At 63.9% G+C, this 26,893-nt stretch carries 21 protein-coding genes and 2 pseudogenes; 8 read left to right on the forward strand and 15 right to left on the reverse strand.

All coding sequences use genetic code 11. The annotated features are described in order from the left end of the window. The first annotated feature begins 28 nt into the window (after positions 1–28). From KM031_RS17755 to KM031_RS17770, 4 genes and pseudogenes are all read left to right on the forward strand, one after another. Positions 29–2,419: pseudogene (locus KM031_RS17755) on the forward strand (GcvT family protein). Continuing rightward, complete coding sequence (locus KM031_RS17760) at positions 2,416–3,936, forward strand: trimethylamine methyltransferase family protein (protein WP_215505180.1); 1,521 nt, start codon at positions 2,416–2,418, stop codon at positions 3,934–3,936. Before KM031_RS17755 ends, KM031_RS17760 begins: the two are co-directional and overlap by 4 nt. A gap of 5 nt (positions 3,937–3,941) precedes the next feature. Next, positions 3,942–4,565, forward strand: a complete 624-nt coding sequence (locus KM031_RS17765; protein ID WP_215505179.1) for a TetR/AcrR family transcriptional regulator — start codon at positions 3,942–3,944, stop codon at positions 4,563–4,565. A 72-nt stretch (positions 4,566–4,637) separates the two neighbouring features. Beyond that, entirely contained in the window at positions 4,638–4,850 is a 213-nt protein-coding gene (locus KM031_RS17770) for a PIN domain-containing protein (RefSeq protein WP_215505178.1), read from the forward strand. Positions 4,851–5,087: 237 nt separating this feature from the next. Here the strand turns inward: KM031_RS17770 and KM031_RS17775 are convergent, their stop codons facing one another. From KM031_RS17775 to KM031_RS17785, 3 genes and pseudogenes are all read right to left on the reverse strand, one after another. Next, positions 5,088–7,010: a relaxase/mobilization nuclease domain-containing protein gene (locus KM031_RS17775; protein ID WP_215505177.1), complete on the reverse strand. Its 1,923-nt coding sequence runs from the start codon at positions 7,008–7,010 to the stop codon at positions 5,088–5,090. A gap of 643 nt (positions 7,011–7,653) precedes the next feature. Beyond that, positions 7,654–8,117: pseudogene (locus KM031_RS17780) on the reverse strand (strawberry notch-like NTP hydrolase domain-containing protein); the annotation flags it as partial. Between the two features lie 40 nt (positions 8,118–8,157). Then, on the reverse strand, positions 8,158–9,069 hold the full coding sequence (locus KM031_RS17785) for a LysR family transcriptional regulator (protein WP_215505176.1): 912 nt from the start codon (positions 9,067–9,069) through the stop codon (positions 8,158–8,160). Positions 9,070–9,172: 103 nt separating this feature from the next. Between KM031_RS17785 and KM031_RS17790 the strand changes: the two genes are divergently transcribed. Genes KM031_RS17790 through KM031_RS17805 form a run of 4 tightly spaced genes read left to right on the forward strand, consistent with a single transcriptional unit; the run spans position 9,173 to position 13,447 of the window. Beyond that, a complete protein-coding gene (locus KM031_RS17790; RefSeq protein WP_215505175.1) occupies positions 9,173–10,540 on the forward strand; it encodes an aminotransferase in 1,368 nt (455 codons plus the stop codon). A gap of 43 nt (positions 10,541–10,583) precedes the next feature. Further along, on the forward strand, positions 10,584–12,026 hold the full coding sequence (locus tag KM031_RS17795) for an NAD-dependent succinate-semialdehyde dehydrogenase (RefSeq protein WP_215505174.1): 1,443 nt from the start codon (positions 10,584–10,586) through the stop codon (positions 12,024–12,026). 11 nt (positions 12,027–12,037) lie between these two features. Then, on the forward strand, positions 12,038–12,841 hold the full coding sequence (locus tag KM031_RS17800; protein WP_215505173.1) for an alpha/beta fold hydrolase: 804 nt from the start codon (positions 12,038–12,040) through the stop codon (positions 12,839–12,841). Positions 12,842–12,901: 60 nt separating this feature from the next. After that, positions 12,902–13,447 carry a MarR family winged helix-turn-helix transcriptional regulator gene (locus KM031_RS17805; RefSeq protein WP_215505172.1) on the forward strand — a complete coding sequence of 182 codons (546 nt, stop codon included), beginning with the start codon at positions 12,902–12,904 and terminating at the stop codon, positions 13,445–13,447. Positions 13,448–13,510: 63 nt separating this feature from the next. Here the strand turns inward: KM031_RS17805 and KM031_RS17810 are convergent, their stop codons facing one another. From KM031_RS17810 to betA, 12 genes are all read right to left on the reverse strand, one after another. Beyond that, positions 13,511–14,464 carry an NAD(P)H-dependent flavin oxidoreductase gene (locus tag KM031_RS17810; protein ID WP_215505171.1) on the reverse strand — a complete coding sequence of 318 codons (954 nt, stop codon included), beginning with the start codon at positions 14,462–14,464 and terminating at the stop codon, positions 13,511–13,513. Between the two features lie 66 nt (positions 14,465–14,530). Continuing rightward, on the reverse strand, positions 14,531–15,577 hold the full coding sequence (locus KM031_RS17815; protein ID WP_215505170.1) for an ABC transporter substrate-binding protein: 1,047 nt from the start codon (positions 15,575–15,577) through the stop codon (positions 14,531–14,533). 214 nt (positions 15,578–15,791) lie between these two features. Beyond that, positions 15,792–16,592, reverse strand: a complete 801-nt coding sequence (locus KM031_RS17820) for an ABC transporter permease (protein WP_215505169.1) — start codon at positions 16,590–16,592, stop codon at positions 15,792–15,794. Between the two features lie 9 nt (positions 16,593–16,601). After that, a complete protein-coding gene (locus KM031_RS17825; RefSeq protein ID WP_215505168.1) occupies positions 16,602–17,819 on the reverse strand; it encodes an ABC transporter permease in 1,218 nt (405 codons plus the stop codon). Further along, the gene (locus KM031_RS17830) at positions 17,816–18,931 is read right to left on the reverse strand and encodes an ABC transporter ATP-binding protein (protein WP_260692154.1); all 1,116 of its coding nucleotides are present in this window, start codon (positions 18,929–18,931) and stop codon (positions 17,816–17,818) included. Before KM031_RS17830 ends, KM031_RS17825 begins: the two co-directional genes overlap by 4 nt. Before the next feature lie 51 nt (positions 18,932–18,982). Beyond that, positions 18,983–19,666, reverse strand: a complete 684-nt coding sequence (locus tag KM031_RS17835; protein WP_215505166.1) for a dimethylsulfonioproprionate lyase family protein — start codon at positions 19,664–19,666, stop codon at positions 18,983–18,985. Continuing rightward, positions 19,663–21,285, reverse strand: a complete 1,623-nt coding sequence (locus tag KM031_RS17840; protein WP_215505165.1) for an AMP-binding protein — start codon at positions 21,283–21,285, stop codon at positions 19,663–19,665. The genes KM031_RS17835 and KM031_RS17840 overlap by 4 nt, the downstream gene beginning before the upstream one ends. After that, entirely contained in the window at positions 21,282–22,058 is a 777-nt protein-coding gene (locus KM031_RS17845; protein ID WP_260692155.1) for an enoyl-CoA hydratase/isomerase family protein, read from the reverse strand. Before KM031_RS17845 ends, KM031_RS17840 begins: the two co-directional genes overlap by 4 nt. Beyond that, positions 22,055–23,245 (reverse strand): CaiB/BaiF CoA transferase family protein, encoded by a 1,191-nt coding sequence (locus tag KM031_RS17850; RefSeq protein ID WP_215505164.1) that lies wholly within the window; start codon positions 23,243–23,245, stop codon positions 22,055–22,057. The genes KM031_RS17845 and KM031_RS17850 overlap by 4 nt, the downstream gene beginning before the upstream one ends. Continuing rightward, positions 23,242–23,970, reverse strand: coding sequence for an enoyl-CoA hydratase/isomerase family protein (locus KM031_RS17855; RefSeq protein ID WP_215505163.1), 729 nt, complete (start codon positions 23,968–23,970; stop codon positions 23,242–23,244). Before KM031_RS17855 ends, KM031_RS17850 begins: the two co-directional genes overlap by 4 nt. 1 nt (position 23,971) lies before the next feature. Continuing rightward, positions 23,972–24,910, reverse strand: a complete 939-nt coding sequence (locus tag KM031_RS17860) for a hydroxymethylglutaryl-CoA lyase (protein ID WP_215505162.1) — start codon at positions 24,908–24,910, stop codon at positions 23,972–23,974. A 269-nt stretch (positions 24,911–25,179) separates the two neighbouring features. After that, positions 25,180–26,865, reverse strand: coding sequence for a choline dehydrogenase (gene betA, locus KM031_RS17865; RefSeq protein ID WP_215505161.1), 1,686 nt, complete (start codon positions 26,863–26,865; stop codon positions 25,180–25,182). Between the last annotated feature and the right edge of the window lie 28 nt (positions 26,866–26,893).

A 26,893-nucleotide genomic window follows, 5' to 3' on the forward strand; every position in this document is an offset into this window, starting at 1 on the left:
ACTGTCTGAAATGAGGCGGAGGATTCCAATGAAAGCGCAGTATCGGGCGGTGGTGATCGGCGGCGGTGTGGTGGGGGCCTCGGTGCTTTATCACCTTGCGAAATTCGGCTGGTCCGATGTGGCGCTGATCGAACGGGCGGAACTGACCGCCGGCTCGACATGGCACGCCGCAGCGGGTTTTCACGCGCTGAATGCCGATCCGAATATCGCGGCACTGCAAGATTACACCATTCGGCTTTACCCCGAGATCGAGGCCGAAAGCGGCCAGTCATGCGGGTTGCATATGACCGGCGGCGTTACCTTTGCCAGTAATCCTGACCGGTGGGAGTGGTTACAGTCGGCTTGGGCGGTGTTTCAGGCCATTGGCATCGAAACCTCGCGCCTTGTGACGCCGGACGAGATTGCGGCGATGAACCCCTTGCTGGACATGACCGGCATCAAGGGCGGCTTGCATGACGTAGCCGAGGGCTATCTTGACCCGAACGGCACGACCCACGCCTATGCCAAGGCGGCGCAGAAACGCGGCGCGGATGTGATTTTGCGCAACCGTGTGCTGGCGATCACCCCGCGCGCCACGGGTGGCTTTGACATCGATACCGAACAAGGCCGCATCTTTGCCGAGCATGTGGTGAACGCAGGCGGGCTGTGGGCGAAACAGGTGGGGCATATGGTCGGTCTTGATCTGCCGGTGACACCGATGGAGCATCACTATCTGGTCACCGAGACCATCCCTGAAGTGGCGGCCCTTTCGCACGAGTTGCCCGTGACGGTTGATCTGGACGGCTTTTCTTACGCGCGGCAAGAGGCCAAGGGCTATCTGCTGGGCGTCTATGAGCAAAACCCGCGCCACTAGCAGATGGACGGCGCGCCGTGGGATTACGGGATGGAGCTGATCCCCGAAGATGTGGACCGTATCGCGCCGGAACTTGAGGTCGCCTTCGCGCGCTACCCGGCGCTGGCCAAGACCGGCATCAAGCGGTGGATCAACGGCGCTTTCACCTTTACCCCCGATGGTAACCCGCTGGTCGGGCCGGTGGGTCCGCGCGGCTATTGGGTGGCTTGTGGCGTGATGGCAGGGTTCAGCCAAGGCGGCGGCGTGGGCAAGGCGTTGGCAGAATGGATGATCCATGGCGCGACCGAGCAGGACGTCTACGGCATGGACGTTGCCCGCTATGGCGCCTTCCATTCCAACCGCGAATATCTGAAGGCGACGACAGGCCAGTTCTATTCCCGCCGCTTTGTGATGACCTTTCCGAATGAACAACTTCCCGCCGCGCGTCCGCTGAAAACCACGCCCGCCCATACCGAGATGACCGATGCAGGTTGTCGGTGGGGCGTGTCCTGGGGTCTGGAGGTGCCGCTTTACTTCGCGCCCTCGAAGGATTTCGCCGAACCCGGCACCCTGAAACGATCCACCGCCTTTCCGGTGATCGCCGCCGAGGCGCTGGCCGTGCGCGATGCCGCCGGTTTGCTCGATATTTCAGGCTTTGCGCGGTATGAGGTATCGGGTCCGCAGGCAGAGGCTTGGCTGGACACGCTTTTGGCCTGCAAACTGCCCGCCGCGGGCCGTGCGCGGATTGCGCCGATGCTGGCCGAGGATGGTCGGTTGAAGGGCGATCTGACCGTGTTCAACTGGGGCGACGGGCGGTATTGGCTGATGGGGTCGTATTACCTTCGCAGCTTCCATCTGCGCTGGTTTGCCGATCATGCCCTGGCGGGGGCTGTGGTGCGCGATCTGTCGGATGACTGGCTGGGTTTCTCGGTTCAAGGCCCTAATGCACGTGCGGTGATCGAAACACTGACCGGCCCACTGTCGCTACCTATGATGGGCTGCGCCGAGGTGGATGTGGGCCTGACCCGCACCCGCATTGCCCGGCTGTCACTGTCGGGCGAGCTGGCCTATGAAATTAACGTCCCCGCCGCCTATCACGCCACCCTGCGCCGTCAGTTGCTGCAGGCAGGCGCCGGGTTTGGCCTGCGCGAGATCGGCTTTGCCGGCATGTTGTCGCTGCGGCTGGAGAAATCCATCGGCATCTGGAACGCCGAATACGGGCAGGGCTACACCCCCGCCATGACCGGCCTTGACCGTTGGGTCGCGGGCAAACCCGCCTTCATCGGGCGCGACGCCTTCATTGCCGCGCCGCCGCCCGCGCGCAAGCTGGTGATGCTTCGGGTCGATGCCGATGGGGCTGATGCTTCGGGGTTTGAACCGGTCTGGCAGAATGGTGTGAAGGTGGGCTTTACCACCTCGGGCGGCTATGGCCACCGGGTTGGGGCGAGCCTTGCCTTGGCGCAGGTGCGCGCCGATCTGGCCGAGGTTGGCACTGCGCTCACCGTCCATGTGGTTGGCCGCGAACGGGGGGCCACGGTGATACCGCTGTCGCCCTATGATTCAACCGGTGAAAGGATGCGCGCATGACCGAGGCGCCTCGCCGCCGCCGTGACCGTAGCCCTGCGCCCAGCCGCGCAGGCTATGGCCATCTGCGCCACCCCTTTGCCCCGCAAGGCGCGTTTTCCGACGACGAAATCGCCAACATGCACGACACCGCCCTGAAGGTGCTGGAAAATCTGGGCATCCGAATCCTGCTGCCCGAAGCCCGCGATATCCTGCGGGCAGGCGGTGCCTTAGTGGATGATGACACCCAAATGGTCCGCATTGGGCGCGACATCGTGACGGCGGCCCTTAACACCGCGCCACGTTCGATCCGCCTGCGCGCCGCCGATCCCGCGCATGAACAGATGTTCGAGCCGGGCGCCGCTCTGTTCATGGCGGGGTCAGGCTGCCCCAATGTGACCGACGCTTTGCGCGGCCGTCGTCCGGGCAGCCGGGAAAGCTTTGTCGAAACCTTGCGCCTGCAGCAAAGTTTTGATGTCATCCATATGCACGGACCATCCGCCGAGCCGCAGGATGTGCCGATCCACCAGCGCCACTATGCGCTGATGCAGGATCAATTGACCAACTGCACCAAACCTCTGTTCGTCTATGCCCGTGGACGCGGGCAGGTTGAACAATCGTTCGAAATGATCCGGCTGGCGCATGGGCTGGATGAGGCAGGCTTTAACGACGGTGTCTGGGCCACGACGGTCATCAATTCCAACTCGCCCCGCCAACTGGATATTCCAATGGCGCGTGGGATCATCGATTTTGCTCGCGCCGGACAAATGACTCTGATTACGCCCTTCTGCCTTGCGGGGGCCATGGCACCGGTGACCGTGGCGGGGGCGCTGGTCCTGCAACATGCCGAGGCGCTGGCGGGCATCACCTTGGCACAATTGGCCCGCCCCGGCGCGCCGGTTGCCTATGGCGGGTTTTCGTCGAACGTCGACATGAAGTCTGGCTCTCCGGCCTTCGGGACACCCGAACATATCCGCGCAAACTTGGGCTCTGGCCAGCTGGCGCGTCACATCGGCCTGCCCTGGCGCTCGGCCACCGGCGCGGCCTCGAACACCGCCGACGCCCAAGGCGCCACCGAAACCGTCAACGCACTGTGGGCGGCGATGCTGGCGCAGGCAACCGTCACCGTCCATGCGGCGGGCTGGCTGGAGGGCGGTCTATCCTTTGGCTATGAGAAATTCATTCTGGACGTCGAAGCGTTGCAGACCCTTGCCGAACTGTGCCGCCCCGCCGCAGCAGACACCGCAGCCTTGGCCTATGACGCAATAGCCGAGGTAGCCCCCGGTGGGCATTTCTTTGCCGCACAACACACGATGGAACGCTATCAGACGGCTTTCTACGCGCCACTTGTTGCAGACCTGACGAACCACGGACTTTGGGTGGAAAACGGCGCATTGCGTGCCGATCAGCGGGCTACAGTCCTGTGGCAGAAGGCGTTGGCTGACTACACGCCCCCCGCCGCCTGCATCGGGATCGCTGACCGCCTTGCCCCTTATGTCGCGCGGGCGATAGAAGCAGGCGGCATGCCACCCGAGGATTGACCGCAATGGCCGAAGCGCCCGTAAGCACCACCCGTGACGACTGGATCAACGCCGCCCTGACGATCCTGATCGAAAAGGGCGCCGGCGAGGTGAAAATCCTGGCGCTGGCCGAGCGACTGGGCTGTTCTCGGTCAAACTTCTACTGGTTCTTCAAGGACCGTGACGCGCTTCTTGCCGAACTTCTGGCGCGTTGGCAGTCCAAGAACACCGCCGCGATCGTCGATCGGGCCACGCGCCCTGCAACAAGGATTTCGCAAGGCGTTCTAAACATCTTCGACTGTTGGGCAGACGCGAAGCTATTCGATGCAAGGCTGGATTTTGCCATGCGTGAATGGGCGCGCCGGTCGGATGCTGTCGCTGAAGAGGTCGCAAATGCCGACACCCTTCGTCTGCAGGCAATCGCCGCACTCTTCGCCCGCTTTGGAGCCAACCCGACGCAAGCCATCGTCCGCGCCCGGACACTCTATTTCATGCAACTCGGTTACTACGCGGTCGAAATCCAGGAAACTGCTCAGGAACGCATGGCCTTGCTGCCGGATTACATCGAGGCCTTTTGTGGCGAGACGCCGGATCCAGAGGATACGCGCAAGTTCAAGCTGCGCATTTTTGGTGATGGCCCACACGTGTAAGTCCGGCTGGTCATTCCCTTGCCCGTTTGGGAATCCGAACCTATCCGGTTCACCCCGCCGGAATGTGCGGTGTTGGACGCAGGTATCGCGATCTTCAATCTGCCGCCCGAACGGGTTGCCGAAGCCTTCGCCATCAAGACGAGCTATCCGAAGCTCTCGGCCAATGACTGTTTCTGCCTCGTCACTACAGGATGTCTTGATCACACAATCTTGGTGACCGGTTACGGACTGCAGCGCAGCGTGGCGGCGGATGACGGCCGCCGTGTGCATGGGCGCTCTGGGTGATCGATAAACTCAAGCGATTGGCGCGATGCGGCGGCGACATCTTGGCGGCGGCGGTAGAATTCTTGTGTGACGATCCGACGGTGCGGCCTCGTTCAGCGCAACTGGCGCGGTGGCTTGCTCGGTTCCGGTGAGATTGGCGCTGCCGCTCTATGCGGGCTGCGCAAATGGCAGCGTCCTTGTTTTTCTGCGATCACCATGCCGCATTGCCGCATGACGGCTTTCCGCCCACCACGTCGATCACCACTCCCAGTCCGTTTTAGCTTGGCGATCAATTCGGTCTGGCAAACTTCGCTCAGCGTGCCGTGCCTCTTTGAGCGTCAGCCCGAACGCCACATGCGACTTTGCCGCCGAGACGACTGCCCGCGCGATCCACTTCCGCTGGTCCGCATCCTCGAAATCACCAGTCAGCGCATCCGTCCGCCCGCTGGCGAGCTCAGCCACAATCCCTTTGCCATACCGCTGCCGCAGCTCATCGGTGAACTGCTCCACATGGGCATCTCCCCGGAACTCGACCTTGCCATCCGCTTGCATGATACGGCCCATCGACCCGAGGGCGCGCAGCAACCGCGCATTGTCCGGCACCACCTCGTGCGCGCGGGCATGCTCAATCAACTTGGCCGCCGCTTGATAGAAGCCTTCGAGATCACCCACGACCGTCCGGCTTTGATCCGGGGTGCGAAGGTCGGCACGCCGCCGCCCGGACAGGGTTGCCAAGTCACTGCGCACCCAGTGGCGTTCTTCCCAGGCATTGGCGGCACCGGTTTCCAGCCGCTCGGCCACCCGGTCACCGCTGAGACCCAAGCCCACCGCTTTGCCGACAATGTCCGATTTCAGCCGATCCGTGGCCCCTGGCTGCAGATCAAAAGCCTCCCTTCCCTGTATCAGCCGGTCACCTTCAAGACCCGTTGCGTAAAGTTTGGTCTGTGGCAGCATCTGCAACAGCTGCGCCCCACGAGCGTCGCCCAACCCCTTGGCGATGTCGATGGCATAGCCATAAAGCTCGTCCCGCATATCCTTGCGCTCAGCGACAGGCATCTTCCGGATCTTGCCCTCGGCATCTGCCATCCAGCCGCTGAAATGCCGGTCCAGATCGGCCCGCTCCGCTGTCGCCACATCACCCGGAAACGGCTGCAACACCCCACCCCGCCGCAGGGCCTCTTCCGCCCTGGCGATCTTCTCGCCAATCTCCGGCAGACCCGTCAGGGCCGCCACATGTTGCAAGCTGCGCATCGCATCCGCCGTGCGCGCCATTGTGACCAAGGCATCCTCCAGAGCCTTGCCCTCGCGCGGCCGTTCCCCGGGCGCTCGGCCTTCAACGCGGGCCCGTTCGATTTCTGCGCGCGACGGCCCATAAGTCAGCAAGCCGCGCTCGGCCCGCGAGGTGGCATCGAGAAACACGCCCTCCTCGGCCGCGATCGCCACCATGCGCGCCTTCATGACCTCCAGGTTGAAGGCATGCTCCTTGGCCATGTAGAACCAGCTGTCCTTCACCGTGCCCCGGTTGTTGACGACCATGTGGACATGCGGATGCGCCTTGTCGCTGTGCAGGGCCGCGACATAGGCCCAGACATCATCCTGATGCGCGCCCGACTGGAACATCTCGAAGGCCCAGGCCTCGGCGATCAGCTTTGCCTTCTCCGGTCGCACATGCGACGGGAAGCTCATCAGCAGATGGGTGGTGTGGCCGTTCTTGGGCGCGCCACGCCAGTCCTCGACCCAGTCCCCCACAATTTCGTTGCGCTCGTCCTTCGTCAGCCCCTTGGCGTCGGCATCCAGCACGACCCCGTTGCCGAAGATCGAGGCCGACTTCGAAAACAGATAGTCCATCTGCGCCGCCAGCTCTTTGGCGTTGGCCGTCCCGCCCTTGCCGATCTTCTTGAGCACCGCCGCGCTTGAGCCCAGCGAGAACCGCCACAGCTGGCTGGCCCGGCTCGAAAAGCTGAACCCGTGTTTGGGCGCGGCGTTGCCCGCCTTCACCCCGCCCCGCTGAGGCCGCAGGACGTTGATCTCGCCGAGAACAGCCTCTGCCAACCCGACGGGACGCGATCCAAGCTTAACCACGGCGCGCGCCCTCCTGAGGTTCCGCAAACTTGCGGAACAGCGCCACAGCTTGCCGACGGCATCCGGCGCCTTGCTGCGCTGCAGGGTCAGCAATTCCATTGCCAACTCCCGCCAAGACATTGGGCTGCGACTTCAGTCGCGCTTTGCGAGGCTCTGATTTTACCACCAACTTCCGCCACCGATTATTTGTAGACATATCGCATTTCCTGCCACTCTTCCTTACCCCTTCCTACACCTCCCTTTCAAGCACAACCTCTGCGATGTTTATTCCCTTTCAGATTGCACCGTCTTGCGTAAATCCCCCGCCACTGAATGCGTTTCGCTGATCGCGCAATACACAAGGTTAACCAGGGACGGCGCACCCCGAGCCACGTGGCCAGAGGTGGGTTTTCCTTGTGAATATGGACTTAAAGCCTTGTTTGTTTAACGTGCGGAGCCTCGCGTTCAGCGTTCAGTGTCCGGAGAAAGGATGTGTGGGATGCGTTTTATGGCATCAGGGATATGTGTTCAGGATTGTGCTTTGCGAGACACGCCTTACGTGATCAGATAAAAGACATACGCATTCAGCAATCAGACAAAAAATTAAAGAGGCACACCTTGCGCAATAAGATTTGCGTGATCCGGTTTCCGATACCCGCAATGTGCGTTCAGATCAAAGTGATGTGAATTAATATAAACGAACCATGCGATCCGCATTGTGAGAAATCCAAACGGTGAGGTGAGGAAGGTAGTATAAGTTCCGAAACAGGATGCCCTCGGCGAGCGGGATGTCGCGGCCTTCTGCGAAGCGCGACAGCGGCGGGACCAGCAGGCGCTCCTGGGCAACGGCCGACCAGTCGCGCAGCGCATCTTCCAGAAGCTTGTCGGTCTTAGATATCCCGAGCGCCTTGTGGCGGCCTCGCGCCCAAGTGTCGAGCAGGATCTCTGCCGACTGTCGGCCTTTATCCGCGCCGAGGAAGAAGCAACGGTGGAAGCGGACGACGTCCTTGGCATTCGCGGGGCGGCAGAGACGCTGCCGCTGGTTTCATCGACGGTCCAAGAACCTGCGAAATCTGCGCCATGCGCCTCGCGAGCATAGATCACGGTCTCAAACTGCGCGTCGGACAGCAAGCCATCGCACCGAACGGCAGCGCGCCGCGTGGGGCGGAAGGTGGGTTTGGGCGACATAACGGAAGCGCTGACCACCGAACTGCCACTGGAGCAGGGCTAGCAAAGCCCGAACGACCACGGGCGCAGGGCAACCCGGTCACGGGCTCGGTACGGAGTCCAGCGCACGGATGCACTCGACAAAGGCGCGCACGCGGCGGTTCTCGCGGTTGGCGGGGCTGAAATAGGTGTAAAGATAGTTTGGCGGCGGCATGTAGCCGGTCAGCACCTCCTGAATATCCGCCACGGTGGCAAGCTCGCGGCACATGCTCTCGGTCAGATAACCAAGGCCCAGCCCGGCCCCAACCAGCCGCATCGCCGTCGAGAAGGCCGCGACGGTCATCTTGCCCGGCGGTTCGAGTTCGATGATCCGGCTGTTGATGGCAAATTCCCACCGATAGGGCTGTTCCTGCCCCGGAAGATGGCGGCGGATACAGTGATGCGCCATCACATCCTTGGGCACCTCGGGGCGGCCATGCCGCTCCAGATAGGCCCGCGTCGCGACGACCCGCCAGTTGACGGGTTGCGGAATCCGGGCGGCCAGCATGTCGCTCTGAATATACTCGCCCAGCCGGATGCCCATGTCGAAGCCCTCGGCCAGCAGGTCGGGGCGTCCCTCGCGAATTTCGGCATGGACCGCAACGCCGGGATGGCGGGCCGCGAACAGTTCCAACGCCGGATCCAGCACGGTTTCCAGTGCCAGCGCCTGCACACAGATCCGCAAGGTGCCCCCCAGTTCGGCGCGGCGGTCCTGCAGATCCTTCAGCGTTTCCTCCAGACCTTCGGCCAAGGGACCAAGACGTTCCAGCAGCAGCAACCCGGCTGATGTCAGCTCCACCCGCCGCGTTGTCCGGTGAAACAGCTTGGAGGCAAGCCGCTCTTCCAACTGCCGGACCGTGGCCCCGACCGCCACCGAACTGACCCCAAGCCCTTGTGCGGCCTTTCGGAAGTTCTTCGTCCTGGCCACGGCAAGGAACTCTGGCAGGCCTTTGAACAGGTCGCGCTCTGTCATTGATTGATAACCTCAGCTTTCCACTGATGTTAGAAAGTATCGGATTGTTGATCAATGATATTCGCTGTCTCATGGGATCAGAACCGCACAAGGGATCAGGATCATGCTTTCCAACTCGCTCCGCGACCGCGACATTGCAAGTCAACTTCACCCGCAGACCAACCTGTCGCTGCATGAAAAGACCGGGCCGGTTGTGATGGCATCGGGTCAGGGGGTCGAGATCACCGACACCAACGGAAAGACCTATATCGAGGGCATGTCCGGCCTGTGGTGCACCGCCCTCGGGCTCAGCGAATCCCGGCTGGCCGAGGCCGCGACCCGGCAGATGGGGGTGCTGCCCTATTACCAGAACTTCGCCCATCGCGCGACCGAGCCGGGGATTCAGCTGGCCGAAACGCTGCTGGAGATCGCGCCGGTGCCAATGTCCAAGGTGCTGTTCCAATCCTCGGGGTCCGAGGCGAATGACACCGCGATCAAGCTGGTCTGGTATCACTTTGCCGCGCAGGGCCGCCCGGAAAAACGCAAGATCATCGGCCGCAACCGTGGGTATCACGGCACCTCCATCGCCTCGGCCTCCATCACCGGCCTGCCGCATCTGCACCGCGATTTTCACCTGCCGCTGCCGAATTTCCTGCATGTGACCTGCCCGCATTTCTATCGCGAGGGGAAACCGGACGAGACGGAGGAACAATTCTCGACCCGTCTGGCCAATGAACTGGACGCGCTGATCATCGCCGAGGGGCCGGACACGGTTGCCGCCTTCTTTGCCGAACCGGCAATGGGCACGGGTGGTGCGGTCATGCCCCCCAAAGGTTATTTCGAGAAGATCCAGAAGGTGCTGAAAAAGCACGAGGTTCTGCTGATCGCGGATGAGGTCATCACCGGCTTTGGCCGAACCGGCAACTGGTGGGGCTGTCAGACCTTCGGGGTTGAGCCCGACATGATCACCTGCGCCAAGGCGCTGACCGCCGCCTATATGCCGCTGTCGGCGTTGCTGATTTCCGAGCCGGTCTATCAGTCGATGAAAGCGCAGTCTGAAAAGATCGGCGTCTTCGGTCATGGCTATACCTATGGCGCGCATCCGGTTGCCTGCGCCGTCGCAAACGAGGCGCTGCGCATCTACGAAGAGGATGGCATCATCGCAGGTGTCGCCGCCAAGGGCGCACAGCTGGGCGGGTTGCTGACCCCGCTGGCCGATCATCCGCTGGTGGGCGAGGTGCGCGGCACCGGCCTGATGTGGGGGATCGAGATTGTGGCCGACAAGGTGACGCGCGCGCCCTTCGATCCGGCCCGCGCCATCCCCGCCAAGGTGCAGGAGGCCGCCTTCGCGCAGGGTCTGGTCTGCCGCGCGCTCGGCTCGGCCATCGCCATCGCCCCGCCGCTCGTGATCCGCCCCGACCAGATCGACGCCGTCCACAAGCGGTTCTCGACCGCGCTGGACCAGATCGCAGACGAGCTGGGCATCCTGTGATGACCCGCAGCCTTTACCCTTCCACGACCGCAGGAGCCCGTACATGACCCAGGCCGCCCCCCTTTATATTGCCGGTGAATGGCTGCAATCGGGCCGCGACAGTTCCGCCGTGCCCGACCCATCGGGCCTGCCGGATGCCGGGCGCGTCACCCATGCAACCCTCGCCGATCTGGACCGCGCCGCCGAAGCCGCGGCGGATGCCTTCCGTGGCTGGTCGCGCATGTCGGCATATGACCGATCCACCCTTCTGCGCCGCGCCGCCGATCTGCTGCGCGACCGCGCGGATCCGATTGCCCGGCTTATGGTGCGTGAACAGGGCAAGCCGCTGGCAGAAGCGCGGGGCGAAGTGATCGGCGCGGCGGATCATATTGACTGGGCGGCAGAAGAGGGCCGCAGGCTTTATGGCCGGATGATCCCCGCCCGTATGCCGGGTGTGCTGCAAATCGCGCGAAAGGAGGCCATCGGCCCGGTCGCCGGTTTCTCGCCCTGGAACTTCCCGGTCAGCCAGGCCGTCCGCAAGATTGCGGGCGCGCTTGGGGCCGGCTGCACCATCGTTGTGAAATGCCCCGAGGAAACGCCCTATTCCTGTGTGGAGCTGGTGCGCTGCTTTGCCGATGCGGGCCTGCCTGCCGGTGTCGTCAATCTGGTCTTTGGCCAGCCTGCACAGATCTCTGAACATCTGATCCCTCATCCGGGCATCCGCATGATCTCATTCACCGGCTCGGTCCCGGTCGGGCGGCAACTGGGTGCCTTGGCAGCAGCGCGGGTGAAGCGCGCAACGCTGGAACTCGGCGGCCATTCGCCGTTCATTGTGTGCGAAGATGCCGATGTGGAGGCTGCAATCAAGCTGGCGGCGGGGCTGAAGTTTCGCAACGCGGGTCAGGTTTGCGCCGCACCGTCACGTTTCTATGTCCACGAGGCGCTTTATGATGCGTTTGTCGACGGGCTGGTCACCGCCGCCAAGGCCATCAAGATTGGCAACGGCTTCGAGCCGGGCGTGACCATGGGTCCGCTGGCCAACCCGCGCCGCCTGACCGCGATGGAGCGGTTCGTGGCCGATGCCACCCTGCGGGGCGGAAAACTGCGCGCCGGGGGGCGGCGTCATGGCAGCGCGGGCAATTTCTTCGAACCGACGGTGCTCACCGATGTGCCGGATGACGCCGCGCTGATGCTGGAAGAGCCCTTTGGCCCGATCGCCCCGGTCAGCGCGTTTTCATCGCTGGACAGTGCTATCCAACAGGCCAATGCCCTGCCCTTCGGGCTGGCGGCCTTTGCCTTCACCCGCAACTTCGCCACCGCCGAGAAGCTGTCAACAGAGTTGGAGAGCGGCATGATTTCGATCAATCATTTCGGCATCGCGGCCCCGGAAACGCCTTTTGGCGGCATGAAGGAAAGCGGCTATGGCTCCGAAGGCGGCACCGAGGGGATGGAGGCCTTCGTGACCACCAAGTTCACCAGCGTCCTGGGGCTTGGCGCCGCCTCCTGAGGGGGACCGGAATGGGCCAGCAACTGCATTTCGACGCGGATCCTCCGTCGCGCAAACCCACACTTTTGCTGGTGCATGGGCTTCTCAGCAGCCGGAACCACTGGTTGCCGAACCTGCCGGCGCTCCGGCGGGTTTTCCGCACGGTCAGGGTTGATCTGCCGGGGCATGGGCTTTCCCCTGCCCGGCCATCCCCCGATCAACTGCACCCAGATCATCTGGTTCAGGCGCTGGACAGCATCCGGCAGCGGCTGGGCCTGACCAACTGGGCGCTGTGTGGCCAGAGCTTTGGTGCCGGTCTCACCCTGCGCTATGCCCTGCAATGGCCCGAACGGGTGCCGTTTCATATCTTTACCAATGCCACCGTCGCCGTGTCGGACATGACCCCCGCGCAGGTGCTGAGCCATTGGACCACGCGCCTGCCAAGGTTGAAATCGGGCCAGCCCGACGCCTTGCTGCAGGAACCCGTGCATCCCAGCCATGCCCGCTTCTGGCCTGCGGAGCTGCGCGACCGGCTGGCACAAGATGCGGCGGGCATGGATCCGCTGGCCTATGCCGCGCTGATCGAGCATGGCCTTGCCCATCTGCCATTGGGCCGCACTCTCGCCCACCTGCGCCCGCCAGGCTTGCTGGTCAACGGGCAGCACGAACGCCGGTTCCAGCCGCTGCGCACCACACTGCCCGCTATGATACCCTGTCTGCATATTGTGGATCTGCCGGGAGGCCATTCGATCAACATCGACAATGCGGCAGGATTTGATGCCGCCGTTCTGAAGTTCGCGTCTGAACATCTGGGCTTCCCGGACGAAAGCCAGTAGGTTACCGTTACAACGATCTGGTTGTGATCTTTAACGTTCTGATATTCAGGTGTAGGACAGATGGACAAGGCAACACGGCTTGACGGCATCGGCGACAAGAACGGCGACATCCGCCACCTGTTTACCTATAATCTGCAACGGCTTGCCGGTGTGTCCAGCCGCATCGCCATGCTGACAATCCGGCCTGAATTCCAGATCAACACCCTGGATTGGCGGGCGATGGCCGTGCTGGACTTTCTGGGCGTGGCCACCTTGCAGGTGCTGGCCCGGCGCGCGGGCGTGCAGAAAAGCCAGATGAGCCGCACGGTCGCGGCGCTGGAGGCGAATGGCATGATCCAGCGTGAAGACAACCCCCGCGACAAGCGCAGCGTTCACCTGAGGCTGACGCCCAAGGGCAAGGATCTTGTGCAGGCCATTCTGGAAGCCTCGCGCGAACGGAACCGCGCGATGCTGAGCCAGCTTTCCGACGCGGAAAGGTTGCAACTGATGGCGCTGCTGGACAAAGTCACCATCGGATCGCTGAACTATCTGAAACAGTTGAAAGGCCATGAGGAGGGCGACGAACCACCCTCCCCCGAAACCGCCTTTGAAACAGAAGTGTTTTAGGCTGGATAAGCTGCACGGAACATCCGCAGGGCAGACCCACGCTGCCCTGCCCCGCGCAAGGCCCTAGCGCGGCAGAGCTGCGACGATCGCCCGATATTCCCGGGCAATCTCGAACACGATGTCGGCGGCGGGCTGGATCCGCTGCACCAGACCGGCAGACTGCCCGGCCTCAAGCTTGCCGCGCTGAACATCGCCATCCAGCGCCGCCATCTTCAGGGTCGATGCGGTGAACAGGCTGCGGCGGTCATCTTCGGGCGCATTGGCGGTTTCCAGTGCAGTCATGCGTTCGGTGAACTCATTGGCAATGGCGCGGATGAGGCCCAGCCCGCGCCCGACAGTGCGGGTATCGGCGATCCCCGCCGCGACAACCGCCTGTTTATACCCCTGTGCCAGCCCGGCTTCGGGCGTCGCCATGAAGCGGGTGCCGAAATTCGCCGCCCCTGCCCCCAGCGCCAGCGCCGCCGCCAGCCCGGCCCCATCGGCGAACCCGCCCGAGGCGATGACCGGCAGACGCCCGTCCATCGCCCGGACCACCGCCCGCGTCAGAACCAGAGTCGAGACCAATGCCTCGGGCGGATGGCCCCCGGCCTCGCCCCCCACGACGATCAGCCCGTCAACGCCCTTGTTCGCCGCACTCAGCGCATGGGCTTCGCTTGCGACGACATGCAGGCAGATTGTGCCGAGCGCCTTGAAGCGTTTCAGATACTTGTCCGGCCCGCCTTGCGAGGCGATCAGGATCGGCACCCGCTTTTGCTCCAGCAGGTCGAGGATCTCTTCAGAGCCCTTGCGATACAGCGGCATGTTGACGGCAAACGGCTTGTCGCTGCCCGCACGCAGGGTATCTATGGCCTCGGCCAGGGCTGCGGGATACATCGGCCCCGCGGCAATCACGCCCAGACCCCCGGCCCGGCTGACCGCCAGCGGCAGCGCCGCATTCGACGAGGCCCAGGACATCCCCGCCTGCAGGATCGGCAGGTCGATCCCCAGAAGCCGCGTGACAGAGGTTTCAATCCGCATTCCGTAATTCCTTGATCTTGCCGACAGTAAAACGCGGCCCGCATTGGGGCCGCGCTTCAAGAGCGTTCAGTTCGAGACGCCGGACCAGGTGTTGAACCGGACGGTCAGGTCTTCCAGATTGTCCTGCCAGAATTCGCGCGCCGCCTCTGATCCAAGAAACAGCGCGGTGTCCAGATTGTCGCCTGCGGGCAACATCGGCACCCGTGCGGCATCCACCAGATCCATCGCAGCAGGCACCGTCGGCCCATAGGCGAAGCGGTTCGAAAAATCGGCCTGGCGCTGCGCATCCGACGCATAGGCGATCAGCTCATGCGCCAGATCGGGATAGGGCGTGCCGGCCGGAATGACCCAGGCATCGGCATCATAGAGGGTGTTTTCCCACAGGATCCCCAGCGGACGCCCTTCGTCCAGCGCGGCAGAGATGCGACCGTTATAGGCCAGCGCCATGGTGACATCGCCCGAAACCAGCCACTCGGCCGGCTGCGCGCCCGAGTTCCACCACTGAATGCTGCTCTTGATCGTGTCGAGCTTGGCAAAGGCGCGGTCCACCCCCTCTGGCGTCGCCAGCACCGTATAGACATCCGCAGGGGCAACCCCATCGGCCATCAGCGCGAATTCAAGATTGATCTTGGGGCCACGGCGCATGCCGCGCTTGCCCGGCCAGGTCTGCAGGTCGAAGAAATTCGCCACGGTGGTCGGCGCCGTCCCGATGGTGCTTTCGTTGAAGGCCATCACCACAGACCAGATCACGGTGCCGACGCCACATTCGGACACAGCTGCGTCGTAGAAGCTGTCTTTCGGCCCGATCTTCGTCCAGTCGATGGGCATGAAGATGCCCTCTTCACAGCCGCGCACCAGTTCGGCCGTTTCGACCTGCACCACATCCCACGGAATGACGCCGGTATCCTGCATCGCCTTGAAGGGTGCCCAGCCGCCATCATAGACATCATCCAGAACCCGGATGCCCTTTTCGGTGCCAAAAGGCGTGAACATGATGTCGCGCTTTGCATCCTGCACCGCGCCGCCCCATGCGGTGACGGTCAGATCCCGGCTCTGCGCCGCCACGGGTGAGGCCAGCAATGTGGCAAGCCCAATTGCAAGAAGTTTCCTCATGATATTTCCCTGTTGTTGGTGATTATCCGATTGTTGGTGCTGGCCTGACAGCGCGCAGCCGACACAGAAAAATCGTTGTCCTTCTGTGGCATCGCCCGGATCGCTGCGGTTTCAGAGGCGCTTGCCACAAGATCCCGCAGTGATTCCCAGCCTGTTCAGGTTACGTTTAATTAGGTGATGTTGTAAACTATATTGTAGTCAACATCATCAAATATCATCGCAGGATCTGGTTGCGCGCGGCCCGGCTTCGCAGCACCTCATAGGCGGCCAGCAGACCGACCGTGAACACGATCACCAAGGTCGAAATCGCGATGATCGAGGGGTCAAGCTGCTCGCGCAGGCCCGAGAAAAGCTGCCGTGGCAGGGTGAACTGCGCGGGCGAGGCAATGAACAGCGCGATGATGACCTCATCAAACGAGGTCATGAAGGCAAACAGCGCGCCCGAGATCACCCCCGGTGCCACCAGCGGCAGAATGACCGACAGGAACGTGGTCACAGGCCGCGCGCCGAGGCTGGAGGACGCCAGCACCAGCCGCCTGTCAAACCCGCGCAAAGCGGCGCTGACGGTAATCACCACATAGGGCGCACCGATGGCGGCATGTGCCAGGATCATCCCGGTGAATGTGCCGCTCAGCCCCATGCGCGCGAACATGAAATAGATGCCAAGCGCCACAATCACCATCGGCACGATCAGCGGCGAGATCAGGATGCCAATGATGATGCCCCGGCCCGGAAAATTGGCGATGGTCAGCCCGTAGGCCGCCAGCGTGCCCAGCGTGGTCGCAATCGCCGTTGCGCCCAAAGCAATGATCAGGCTGTTCTTGACCGCTGCAAGCCAGGGCGTCGGCTGCAACACCGTCTCGTACCAGCGCAGCGACAGGCCCGGCAGCGGATAGCTGAGAAAGCTGCCGGAACTGAACGACAAGGGCATGATGATCGCAATCGGAACGACCAGAAACAGGCAGACCAGAAGGGTGAAGACGGTCAGCACAATCGGGTTTTTCGGGGGGTTCATATCGACCTCTCAGACGGTGAAGCCGCGGGCGCCGAACGCCTTGCGGAACACGACATAGACGACAATGGTGGTCAGCAGCAGCAGACCCGCCGCAGCGCTGGCCATGCCCCAATTGCCGAGATTCAGCGCAAATTGTGTGATCAGATAGCTCAGCATCTGGTCTTGCGCGCCCCCGACCAGCGCGGGGGTGATGTAGTAGCCAAGCGCAAGAATGAAGACCAGCAGCGCCCCCGCACTGACACCGGGCAGCGATTGCGGCAGATAGACCGTTCGGAAGGCCGCAAATGGCCGCGCCCCCAGCGACATAGCCGCCATCACATGCGCCGCCGGAATGGTGCGCATCGCGTTGTAGGTCGGCAGCACCACGAAGGGCAGCAGCACATGCACCATCGCGATATAGACGCCCAGCCTGTTGAAGATCAGCTCCAGTGGCGCGTCAATCAGACCTGCCTTCAGCAAGAAGCTGTTCACCATGCCCTCGCGCTGCAACAGCGTCATCCATGCCGCCGTCCGCACCAGAACCGAGATCCAGAACGGCAACAGCACGCAGGCCAGCACGATCCGCGCGGTGACTGGCCGGGCATGGGCCGCGAAATAGGCAACCGGATAGCCGATCACGATGCAGAGCAAGGTCACCGACAGGCTGATGACCAGCGTGCGTTTCAGGTAATCCAGATACAGCGCCTGATCGGGAGGAACCGCAGCGATCACGCCGCCCTGATCGCGCCGCAGGTCCAGCACCGCCAGCAGATACCGCGCGGTGTAAGGGGTGGCGGTGGCTTGCAGATGCACCCAACGCTCGGTCTCGGCCCAAGCCGGGTCCAGATCGGTCAGCGCTTGCAGATAGGGCGGCTGCATCTCGCCCGCCTCGCGCGCCGCGCGCATCATCACGCTGCGCATGCCGGGCTGTTCCTCGTTGATGCGGGTGGCGGCGGCGGCAATGGTCTTTGCAGCATAGGCCCCGGCGATTTCCGGAACCATGATGGCGGCCATGTCCTCGGTCGGGGGGCTGGTGCCGTCCCAGTTCAGCAGCATGGCAGAGGTCTGCGGCAAGGCGTTGCTGACATCCGGGCTGGCGATGGATTTGGTCAGCGTCGTGGCGATGGGGGCGACAAAGACCACGCCGAGAAATGCCAGCAGCGGCAGCACCATCAGAAAGGCGGTCAACTGCCGCCCACGTTCGGCCCGCCGCATTGCGCGGCGCAGGTCAGGCTGCGGTGCGCTCATTTCCCCTCCTCCCGGTCCAGAACCCGGGCGCGTTCGCGCGGCCAGCTCAGGTCGATGGCGGTGCCGGGTTCAAAGCGGTCGGTGCGTTCCAGACTGCTGCGGGCGGTGATGCCCTTGCAGCCCGCGACCTCGACCTCATACCGCAGATGGTCGCCATGATAGATCAGCGTGCGCACCACGCCGCGCACCGCGCCGAGGCCGCCCTGACCATCGGCAGCCAGCGCAAGACGCTCGGGGCGAACCGCCAGATTGACGGTCTGGCAGATCACCGCATTCAGCACGTTCAGGCCCTGAACCTCGGTCCCGCAGGACAGGCGGACCCGGGCGAAAGCGCCCTCCACCGCTGTAACCTTGCCGTGGAAGTTGTTGATCTCGCCAATAAAGTTGCCAACGAAGGAACAGTTCGGCTCTTCATAGATCTCCTGCGGTGTGCCGATTTGCAGGATGGTGCCGCGGTTGAATACGGCGATGCGGTTCGACATGGTCAGCGCCTCGGACTGATCATGGGTCACATAGACGACCGTCATGCCCAGTTCTTCGTGCAGGCGCTTGATCTCGATCTGCATATGCTCGCGCAGCTGTTTGTCCAGCGCGCCCAGCGGTTCGTCCATCAGAACCACATCGGGTTCGCTGACCAGCGCGCGCGCCAGTGCGATCCGCTGCTGCTGACCGCCCGAAAGCTGGGTCGGCAGGCGGCTGGCGAATTTTCCCATATGAACCTTTTCCAGCGCCGTTTCGACCCGGCGATCAATATCGCCCTTCGGGATGCGGCGCTGTTTCAGCGGATAGGCGATGTTTTGCGCCACCGTCATATGCGGAAACAGCGCATAGCTTTGAAACACCACGCCCATGTTGCGCTTGTAGGCCGGGGTGCGGTCCAGCCGCTTGCCCGCAAGGTGGATTTCGCCGCCGGTCGGGTTTTCAAACCCGGCCAGCATCATCAGCAGCGTCGTCTTGCCCGACCCCGAGGGGCCCAGCAGCGTCACGAATTCGCCGCGCTGAATGGACAGTGACAGGCCGTCGACGACATTGCTCGCGCCGTCATAGGTCTTTGAAATATCTCGGAATTCGACAAAGGGGGCAGACAGGGTCTGCGTCTGTTGGGCTACCATGATGTCCTCGGCATGTTGGGAGACGCGCCGTTGGGCCGGCGCTGATGTCATTCAGGGCTTGGGTTCGCTAAAGCGCGACGGCGCGCGGATATCGCCGCGCCACATCGACAAGGCTAAGAGGGTCTCATCCCCGGTCCGCATGGCATGGGGCTGCATTTCATGGTGCAGAAGGAAGGCTCCGGGCGGGCGTGGGGCAAAGGGCGTGTCGTCCACCGCCCAATCCGCCGTGCCCGCGAGCACCAGATACAGCTCGCGCGCCGGGTGTTCATGCAGCGGATACAGCGTCTGTGGCCCGACGATCACCAACCCCAGCGTGACCTGATCCGACGCTTGCACCCCGTCCGGGCCGACCAGATCACAAAAGCCGAAGCGGTCATACAGCCGGGCGTCGCTGTTGCGGTATTTGTTGCGCCACCACAGCCCCCCGGCCAGCGCCGCCACCGTGCTTGCCAGATGCTGCAACGGCCCCGGTGCCACGGTTTGCAGGGCTGGGTGCAGGAACCGCACCGCAGGCAGTTCGTGCGCCTGCGGATTGCAGATGGGTGCGGTGACACCGGCCAGCAGCCGCGCCATTTCCGCGCATTCTGCCGCGACCTCGGGCGGGCTGTTGCGCGCGGCGTCAGAGGTCAGCAGGACCCGCGTCGCGTCGCAAAAAGCCGCCACATCGGCAGGCCAATCGCCCTGCGTCACCAACCCTGCGGCGCCACCCGCGCCTTGCGCCGGATCCCGGGTCATTGCACCGTCTCCGCTGTGTGCAGCAGTGCGATGGCATGTTCTGCCAGCCGGGTCTTTTGCACCTTGGCGCTGGCGGTCATGCCGATGTCGTCAAAACTGTCGACGATCCACAGGTGGCGCGGTACCTTGAAACCCGCCATTTCTTCCTTGCTCCAGGCCAACAGGGTGGCGGGATCGGTGGTTGTCTGCGCGTTCAGAACGACGAAGGCAGCGCAGACCTCGACCAGCCGCGCGTCGGGGACGCCCACGACCTGCGCCTGCTTGACCGCCGGGTGGCGGTGCAGGATGTTCTCGACCTCTTCGGGCGAGACGTTCTCGCCACCGACACGGACGATGTTTTTCAACCGGCCCACAAACTCCAGCCGGCCCTCACCGTCCATCCGGCCCAGATCGCCGGTCAGCAGCCAGCCGTCTGCGGTCAGCGTCTCGGCGGTGCGCTCGGGCATCTCGAAATAGCCCGGCATCACCGACCAGCCCCGCACGCGGATCTCGCCAACTTCGCCCGTGGGCAGCACCGCCCCGCAGGCCGGATCGGTGACGACCACCTCAAGCCCCGGCTGTGGCGACATCAGCCCTTTGAAACGCTGCTCCATCGGCTCCCACCAGGCCGATTGCGCGACATTGGGCGAGGCTTCGGACAGACCATACCCCGACACAACTTCGGTCGCGCCCAGTTCCAGCGCCACGCGGCGCAGAGCGGTTTCGGCCCCCGCCACCCAGGCCCCGCGCAGGCACAGCTTGCGCGCGGGCCGGTCGGGATGGTTCAGCAGCATCAGCGCCATGGTGTCATTGCCCGAAAAATGCGTGCAACGCTCCGCTTCCATCAGGCGCAGGGCCTCGGCGGGTTCAAACCGCCGCATGGTGACCAGCGTGGTCAGGTTCTGCAAACAGGACAGGATCGACAGCGTGGTGCCCGCAACGTGAAAGAACGGCCGCGCCGAATGGAAACGGTCGCCACAGCGCAGCCCCATCCGCTGACCCGACACGAAGCCGTTCGCCAGCATCGCGCCCTGCCGCAGCATCACCCCCTTGGGAAAGGCCGTGGTGCCCGAGGTATACTGGATCAGCATCATATCATCGGCGCAGGCCAGAGCGCCCGGATCGGCCCCCGCCCCGGCCATGAAATCATCCCAGGATCCGCAGGTCGCCGGCACTGTGTCGCCGTCAACCACGACCGTGTGCAGATCGGGCAAGGCGGCGTCCGGCAGGCCATGATCCAGCCCCGGCGCAATCCGCCGCAGCAAGGCGATGAAATCCGACGACAGCAGCCGGTCGGCGGTGAACAACCGCGTCACCCGCGACTGGCGCAGGGCATAGGCAATCTCCTCGGATTTGAGCCGGGTGTTCACCGGAACCGACACCGCGCCCAGCGTGCCAAGTGCCAGAAACAGCGTCAGGAACCGGGTGCCATTGCCCAGACAGATGCCGACATGGTCGCCACGCCTGACCCCCGCCACCGCCAGTGCGGCACGCACCCGCGCCACTTCGGCATCAAGCTCTGCAAAGGTCAGGCGGCCATCGGGAGCGACAATCGCCTCGACCGTGGGGGCCAGGCTGCGCGCGCGGCGCAGGGCCTCGGCCACTGTCACCGGGCAGAGGGTTGCGGGATCAAAGTTCATGCCCCTGCCTCCTTCTTGCCCGACCCGACGATCCCGGAAAAGCGGGCGACGCCGCCGCGCCAATCGCTTTGTTGCAGGTTGCGTTCGATGGCCGACATCTCGATGGCGATGCCGCTTGCCAGATCGGTGCGGCTGCCCTGATCCACGCAATGTTTGGTCAGGCGCATTGCCAGCGCGGGCGCTGCCAGAATACGGTCAACCACCGCCTCGACTTCACTGGCCAGCGACGCGGAGGGGACCAGCCGCGCGACGAGGCCAAGCGCCAGCGCCTCATCCGCCGCCATGACGCGGCCCGTATACAAAAGTTCCTTGGCACGACCGACGCCGATGGCCCGTTGCAGCCGCTGCGTCGCGCCGACCGTGCCCCATTGGGGTTCAGGAAACCGGAAGCTTGCCGCATCGGAGGCGATAATGAAATCACAGCTCATCGCGATTTCCCCGCCTGATCCCACCAAAGCACCCTGCACGACGCAGACCACAGGCACGGCACAAGCCGCAATGCAATCATAGGCCCGGAACGAGGCACGGCGACGGGCCATCACCCAGGCTTCATCCCGGCCCTCGCGTTCCTTCATGTCGGCCCCGGCGCAGAACACCGGCCCCTCGGCCGACAGCACGACAATGGCGATCTCGGGCGTGCGCGCGATGGTGTCAAAGGCGGTGATCAGCTCTTTGCACATCTGCAAATTCAGCGCGTTCCGGGCTGCGGGCCGCGACAGGATCACATCGGCGCGCCGGTCGGACAGGCGCAGGGTCACAAGGGGGTGGCTCACGCTACGGCTCCTTTGCGGAAAAGTGCGTCGATTTCATCTTCGGTCAGGTCCAGCTCCTTCGACAGGATCTGGCGCGAATGTTCGCCCAGCTGTGGCGGGGGGGAAAACCGCGCCGCGTCCCAGCCAGACAGAAGCGCCGGATTGCGCAGACCGGGCGTCGCGCCCCGGCCCGGCACATCGAAATGGTCAATCATCTCGCGCGCCTGCGTATGCGGATCGTTCAGGATTTCGGGCACGGTGTTCACCTCGCCCGCCGGGACACCACGCGCGCGCAGGGCCTCGGCCAGTTCTGCGCGGTCGCGTGCGGCAATAGCCTCCCGCAGCGCGGCCTCCACCGCATCACGGCGACGGACGCGGTGACGGTTCCGGGCCAGTTCGGCATCGGCCAGCAGGGCATCCAGGCCCAGTTCGGCACAAAGCGGTTCCCAATGCTGGTCCGAGGCGCTGATGAACAGCCAGCCGCCATCGCGGCAGGCATAGGCGGCGCTTGGCACCCGGCCCAGATGCCCGGTGCCGGTGCGGGTCGGCGTCTCGCCCAAGGCAAAATACCGCGCGGCAGGCAGCCCCAGCAGACTGACCTGCACATCCATCATCGACAGATCGACATGGGTTCCCCGCCCCGACTGCGCCCGCCCCATCAGCCCGGTCAGCACCGAAATCGCAATCCACAGCCCCGAGGTCAGATCGGCAAAGGGCAACCCCACCTTGGCAGGCGGGCCGTCCGGCTGGCCCGTCAGGTCAATCGCCCCCGACAGCGCCTGAAAGATCGTGTCATAGCCCTTGCGGTTGCGGTAAGGCCCGCTCTGCCCGAACCCGGTGTTCGAGACATAGACCAACCCCGGATTGACCGCCGACAGCGCGGCGTAATCCAGACCGTATTTCGCCATTTCACCGGGCAGGAAATTTTCGACCACCACATCGGTTCCGGCGGCCAGATCGAAAGCCAGCTTGCGGCCCTCGGGCGATTTCAGATCCAGCGCGATGGACCGTTTGCCGCGATTGAAGGCGCTGTAATAGGCGCTGGGGCCATCCTGAAAATGCGGCTCGAAGGTGCGGCTTTCGTCGCCGGTGCCGGGACGTTCGACCTTGGTCACCTCGGCGCCATAGTCGGCGAGGATCTGCGTGGCCATCGGCCCCGCCAGCACGCGCGAGAAATCCAGCACGCGGATGCCATCAAGCGGCCTCATGGCTTCGGCTCCCGGAACGAGCGCATCATGGCGTTCACGTCGCGCCCGACCTGCATCGCCGCCTCGGTCGGCAGGTCTGACACGCGATAAAATAGCTGCTTGGCGGCCCGCATGGCGCGCGGTTCGGCGGCGGCCCAGGCCTCGGCGATGGTGAGGGCCTCGGCCAGCGGGTCGTCTGCGATGCGGTTGGCCAGCCCCAGCGCCAGCGCCTCATCCGCGCCGATCAGGCGGCCAAGGCTGATCATCTCGAACGCCTGTTTACGGCCCAGCCCGCGCACCAGCCCGGTCATCACCAGCGCCGGAACAATGGAGTGCTTGACCTCGGGGTAGCCGAATTTCAGGTCACGACCCACCACCGTCATGTCACAGCCGATCGCCAACCCCGCGCCACCGCCCACCGCCGGGCCCTGCGCCGCCGCAACAACCGGCTTGGAAATCTGGCTCATCACCATCTGCACCCGGCAGGTCAGATCGGCGCGTTTGATGACCGCATCGGATTGGTCGGGCGTCAGATGCCGGAACTCTGCCAGATCCGCCCCGGCGCAGAAGGCGCGCCCTGCCCCGGCCAGAACCACCGCGCGAATGTGTGTCGCGGCGTCGGCCTCCAGCATCGCGTCCAGCACGCCCTGCGTCAGCGCGGTGTTCAGCGCATTCATCTTCTCGGGGCGGTTCAGTGTCAGGATGCGCACCGCGCCACGGTCTTCTTTCAGGACCAGATTTTCCACGTCAGACTGTCTCCGCTTGCATGGGTGCAAAGGCCCCGGCCCGCGCCACCCGGCTGTTCAGGTTTCTGCCAAGCGCCGCCTCGCAGGCGGCTGACGCTTGCATCATCAGATCAAGGTCGATTCCGTGGTTCAGATTTTCACGATCCAGCAGCGCGACCAAATCCTCGGTTGCAACATTGCCAGTTTCGCCCTGCCCGTAGGAAATCTGCCGGGGATGGCCACCGACCCCCCCCATGGCGCTGTCGAAATCGACGCAGTCGGCCTCAAGCGCGGCCATGCAATTGGCGATACCTGCGCCACGGGTGTCGTGGAAATGTGCCACCGGCACGATGCCCGGCACCTCTGCGGCCAACCGCCGGAACAGATGCCGCACCCGCGCGGGCGAAGCGCTGCCAACCGTGTCGCCCACCGCCAGCAGCGCCGCGCCCAGGTCGGCGAAACGCGCCGCATCCTCGATGACACGGCCGGGGTCAACCTCGCCTTCGAACGGGCAGCCAAGCGCCATCGAGATCACGCCGACCAGCCGGACCCTGCCGCGCGCCAGAGCCGCCATCTGTTCGACCCGTTGCCATTGTTCGGCCCGCGTGGTCCGAAGGTTGCGCGCCGTATGGCTTTCGGTGGCCGAGACCAGCAGGCTCAGTTCATTCGCGCCATGCCCCGCCGCCTGATCGGCCAGCGCCCGATCCACCGCACGCTGATTGGGACAGGTGGCCTTGTACCAGACGCCAGCCCGACGCGGCATCTGCCGCAGCAGATCGCTCGCATCGGCAAAGGCCGGAACCTGACCGGGGTGGCTATAGCTGGTCGCTTCGATGCGGGGGAATCCTGCGGCGGCGAACAGGCCGATCAGCCGGGCCTTGGTGCCGGTATCCGGCACCTGATCCTCGTGCTGCAACCCGTCCCGCGCAAAGCATTCGCAGATGGTGAGTCTTGCGCTCATCTGATCTCCCTCCATATAGTTAATTCTTGCAACAATATTGATGCTTGAGTCAACCTAAATTTGACGAGGAGGCGATATCTGTTCTGCACCTCTGCCCACCAGACTAGACCAGGCCCGGCTTCAGGTGGTGGCGGTGATGTGCCGGATATTGCGATCTGCACGCGGCAAAGCCGCCCGCGATGACGGGCGGCTCTATCCGAGACGCGACAGGATCTTGATCAGGTTCGGCGGGCCGAGGGGCGGTGCGCCAGTCCAGACGACAAGCCCCTCTATCTGTCCAGCCGCCGCAGCGGCGCAGCGCTGCGCTGGCTGACGCCGGTGCCCGGCGCGATGCCGACGGCGGCATTCGAGGGCGCCAGCAGCGGGCGGCCCCGGATCATGTCGGCGCCGCGTTCGGCCAGCATGATGGTGGGGGCATTGAGGTTGGCATTGGGTTCGGTCGGAAACACCGAACTGTCGATCACCCGCAGGCCGTCAAGCCCACGCACGCGCAATTCACTGTCCACCACCGCCAGCGCATCTTCGCCCATCCGGCAGGTGCCGCAGGGGTGATAGGTGCTTTCCATGGTCTGCCGCACGAAAGCGTCGATCTCTTCATCGCTCTGCACCTCGGGGCCGGGGGCGATTTCTGTCGCGCGATACCGGTCCATCGCGGGCTGGGCGATGATTTCACGGGTCAGGCGCAGGCAGCGGCGAAAGCCCTCGCGGTCTTCCTCGCGGTCAAGGTAGTTGAACAGGATATCGGGATGGTCATTCGGATCCCCGCTGCGCAGCCGGACATGGCCGCGGCTCTTGGGTTTGTTCGGTCCGGTCAGCACCATGAAACCATGGCCTTTCAGCGGCTTCTTGCCATCATAGCGCATGGCGGCGGGCAGGAAGTGGAACTGGATGTCGGGCCAGGCCAGCGCCGCGTCAGAGCGGATGAAGCCACCCGCCTCGAAATGGTTGCTCACCCCCAGCCCCCGTTTGAACAGCAGCCATTCGACCCCGATCAGGAATTTGCTGAACAGGCCCATCTTGCCGTTCAGGGTGATCGGCTCCTTGCAGGCATATTGGATATAGACCTCGGAATGGTCTTGCAGGTTTTCACCCACGCCGGGCAGATCATGCAGCACCGCGACACCCGCCTGTTGCAGCACCGCCCCCGGCCCGATGCCAGAGCGTTGCAGCAGATGCGGCGAGCCGATGGGGCCGGCCGACACAATGACCTCGCGGTTGCAATGGGCGATCTGGCGCGTGCCGTCAGCCTCATATTCCACCCCGATGGCGCGTTTTCCCTCCAGCAGGATACGGCGGGTCATGGCGTGGGTGATGACCGTGAGGTTCGGGCGGTGCATCGCCGGGCGCAGATAGGCATTGGCGGTGGACCAGCGCACCCCGTCCTTCACCGTCATGTGCATCGCGCCGAAGCCTTCCTGCATATGGCCGTTGGGATCGTCGGTCTTGATGTAACCGGCCTGATGCCCGGCCTCGACGAAAGCGCCGTAGAGCGGGTTCTTCATCCTGTTGCCCGCATTGGTGGCCAGCGGTCCGTCAGCGCCGCGATAGCTGTCGCCGCCCTCGGCCCAGGTTTCGGCGCGCTGGAAATAGGGCAGGCAATGAGCATAGCCCCAGCCCCGCGCACCCTGCTCCTCCCATTCGTCGAAATCATGGGCGTGGCCGCGCATATAGACCAGACCGTTGATCGAGGACGACCCACCCAGCACCTTGCCGCGCGGACAATGGATGCGGCGGCCATCAAGGCCCGGTTCGGGCAGGGTTTCATATTTCCAGTTGTATTTCGTGCCATTCATCGGGATCGACAGCGCCGTGGGCATCTGGATGAAGATGCTGCGGTCACTGCCGCCGAATTCCAGCACCAGCACCGACACCATCGGGTCTTCGCTGAGCCGGTTCGCCAGAACACAGCCAGCCGAGCCCGCGCCAATGATGATGTAATCGAACGTGTCCGGCATGGGCGTGCTCCTGATCTGTCATGGGGTA

The sequence above is a fragment of the Gemmobacter fulvus genome (assembly GCF_018798885.1).
Taxonomy (GTDB): Bacteria; Pseudomonadota; Alphaproteobacteria; order Rhodobacterales; family Rhodobacteraceae; genus Gemmobacter; species Gemmobacter fulvus.